Origin of the sequence: Streptomyces sp. NPDC007205 (assembly GCF_040634095.1) — a bacterium.
Taxonomy (GTDB): domain Bacteria; phylum Actinomycetota; class Actinomycetes; order Streptomycetales; family Streptomycetaceae; genus Streptomyces.
Genome location: NZ_JBEYEW010000152.1, coordinates 1 through 2,224 on the forward strand (window position 1 = coordinate 1; position 2,224 = coordinate 2,224).

At 68.3% G+C, this 2,224-nt stretch carries 3 protein-coding genes and 2 pseudogenes; 4 read left to right on the forward strand and 1 reads right to left on the reverse strand.

Annotation, left to right across the window (positions count from 1 at the left end):
- Window positions 1-85, forward strand: a pseudogene (locus ABZ624_RS42740) (IS5/IS1182 family transposase); the annotation flags it as partial.
- Here the strand turns inward: ABZ624_RS42740 and ABZ624_RS42745 are convergent.
- The gene (locus ABZ624_RS42745) at window positions 77-601 is read right to left on the reverse strand and encodes a terminal protein (RefSeq protein WP_360101101.1); all 525 of its coding nucleotides are present in this window, start codon (window positions 599-601) and stop codon (window positions 77-79) included. The pseudogene ABZ624_RS42740 and the gene ABZ624_RS42745 overlap by 9 nt on opposite strands.
- 156 nt (window positions 602-757) lie before the next feature.
- Here ABZ624_RS42745 and ABZ624_RS42750 point away from each other — a divergent pair, with 156 nt between their 5' ends.
- The 3 genes and pseudogenes from ABZ624_RS42750 (at window position 758) to ABZ624_RS42760 (ending at window position 2,028) form a co-directional block, all read left to right on the forward strand.
- On the forward strand, window positions 758-1,060 hold the full coding sequence (locus ABZ624_RS42750; protein WP_360101107.1) for a nucleic acid-binding protein: 303 nt from the start codon (window positions 758-760) through the stop codon (window positions 1,058-1,060).
- A 2-nt stretch (window positions 1,061-1,062) separates the two neighbouring features.
- Window positions 1,063-1,592 (forward strand): annotated as a pseudogene (locus ABZ624_RS42755) (DUF6233 domain-containing protein).
- A gap of 16 nt (window positions 1,593-1,608) precedes the next feature.
- Window positions 1,609-2,028 (forward strand): hypothetical protein, encoded by a 420-nt coding sequence (locus tag ABZ624_RS42760; RefSeq protein ID WP_360101104.1) that lies wholly within the window; start codon window positions 1,609-1,611, stop codon window positions 2,026-2,028.
- Window positions 2,029-2,224: the final 196 nt, after the last annotated feature.

Here is a 2,224-nt window from a genome sequence, read left to right on the forward strand (position 1 = left end):
ACGGCGAGCACGCTGCTCCACCCGCCGCATCAGCACAGCAGTTCAAGCCGTCCACACCCTGATGACCTGCACATATTCAGGATGAAAACGGTTCAGTGATGGCCTCAGCGACGATCGGATGCAGCTCCTCCTCCGTCGCACCCGCCTCCTGAAGCTGAAGGATCTGCGCGGCGTAGGTGGGCGAGATCGGGGTGGTGATATGCCGCTCGCGGCCGTCGTCGGAGGACCCCGAGGCGGTGAACCCGAAGTAGGCGACCACGCTCACCATCATGCCGTCAGAGGTCGCCGCCTGCTCCCGAGCCTGCGCCCTGACCTGCGGTTGCCACTGGGATTCGGTCTCCTCCACCAGCGCGGCCTGGAGGCGCTTCTGGGGCTTCTTCAGCTGGCCGGCGCGGTAGCGCTGCACGGTGCGGGCCGAGACGCCCAGGCGTTCGGCGAGGGCCTTCGTGGACCGCTTGGCCCGCGTGTAGAGGAATTCCATCTGAGCCTTTGCCGATTTCGGCGCGGGCCGGGTGAACACCTTCCGCTCCGCCCGCACGAGGGCGTCCAGGACCTTGCCCCGGCGCGTGGCCGGCTGCTGCGAGTCGTGCTGATCATCCATGAGGAGAGCGTCCGTCAGGTCACCTGCGGACAGATGACGGCGAGCACGCCCCGGCGTCGCACGGACAGCACTGTCGGCGGGTCGAACTACTGTTGGGCCGTGACGACGTACGCCTAACCCGAGGATCTCCTCCACGCTCAGCAGGCCTTGAACGAGGTGCGCGCCAGCCTCAAAGCCCTGGTCAAGGCGCTGCCGTACTCCGTGGAACCGATGGAGGCATGGGAGCGCCCTGACGGCTACTGGCTCGCCACGTCCCCGTCGTATCCGGACTCGCCGGGCTGGTCGCAGCAGGAGCGGAAGGAGGTCGCCGCGCTGCGGGAGGAGGAACGCGATCTCACTGCCGTGATCCTCACGCACGCGTTCTGGCGCAAGGTCGACGCACCCGAGCGGGCCGATGCCCGGTCCCCGCTCAAGCACGCCGTCGAACGCGAGGACGGCGAGGGCCAGGAGGCGGCGTAACCGTGGCGGACACGCCGCACGAGCCGCCGCCCATCATCGTGGTCGTCCCCGACGGCCAGGAGGTCACCGGCCGCCTCCCGGAGCGCCAGCAAGTCCCGGACGCCTGGCTGTACAAGGTGGCCGTCCCGGCCTGGCAGAACACGCCTGAAGGCCGGGTGGAGCCCCCTGGTACACGGTGTGGGTGAAGGCCCCCGACCATGTGAAGCCCATGCCCGGCGTCTCATACGACGACGTCCCCACGACCCGGCTGCCCCCACCACCGGCGGAGCGCGAGATCCTCGGGCCGCGCCGGCCGTCGGGCTGGGTGCTGCAGAAGCTGGAGCGCGGCCGCGGCATCATCCATGCCGTCGACTGCGAGGAAGCACCCGCCGGGGCGCCGGTGCTGGTCCTGGACAAGGCGCTGGACGCGGCGGAGCACCCCGGCATCCGGCTGTGCTCTTTGTGTAGTGCGGCGGCCGAAGTCGACCCCGTGCTCAAAGGGTTCGAACATGGCTTCGGCGGCTCCGAAAACAGCAGCGGGGAACCATCATGATCGTCACACTGGCGCGATGAGCTTGTTCCACGCCGACGCCTACGACCCTGACGACATGATGGTGCACCCTCGCCATCAGGCGATGCAGCCGGTCTTGGCTCAGCTCATTCAGCAGCTCCGCGACTGCGAGACAGCGGAGGCTGGGATCGAATTCCAACGGAACCTGCTCGACCGCCTGCTGGAGGTGGAGAAGGACCGCGCAGGGTTCAAGCGTGCCGCCAAGCGGATACGCAGCGGAAAAGGGCCGCAGCCGGATGCGCCGGAGCCCCAGTCGGGCCGTGACCTCGCCGACGTGGCGACGTGGCGGTTCGAGCAGGACGTGTGCGACCGGCTGGCCCGCCAGCTGCGCTCGGTGGGAGGCGCAGCGGCTCATGTCCGCTGTGCCGAAGGACGTCGCCTACGCCATCAGGCGCGTGTCCATACATGCGCGCTATGAGGCCCGTTGTGGACTGCGCGAGCATGCGCACTGCAGCGATCACGTGCAGAGCCTCATCGACTCGGTCAACTTCCTGAGCAAGCACATCGCCGGGCATCCGCTCAGTGATTCCCAATCAGGTTTGTCAAGGGCTGCGGTAGCGGACGGTGACCGCGTTATGCCGCTGCGGGGCCAGGTTGAGGTGGCTCGACGGTGA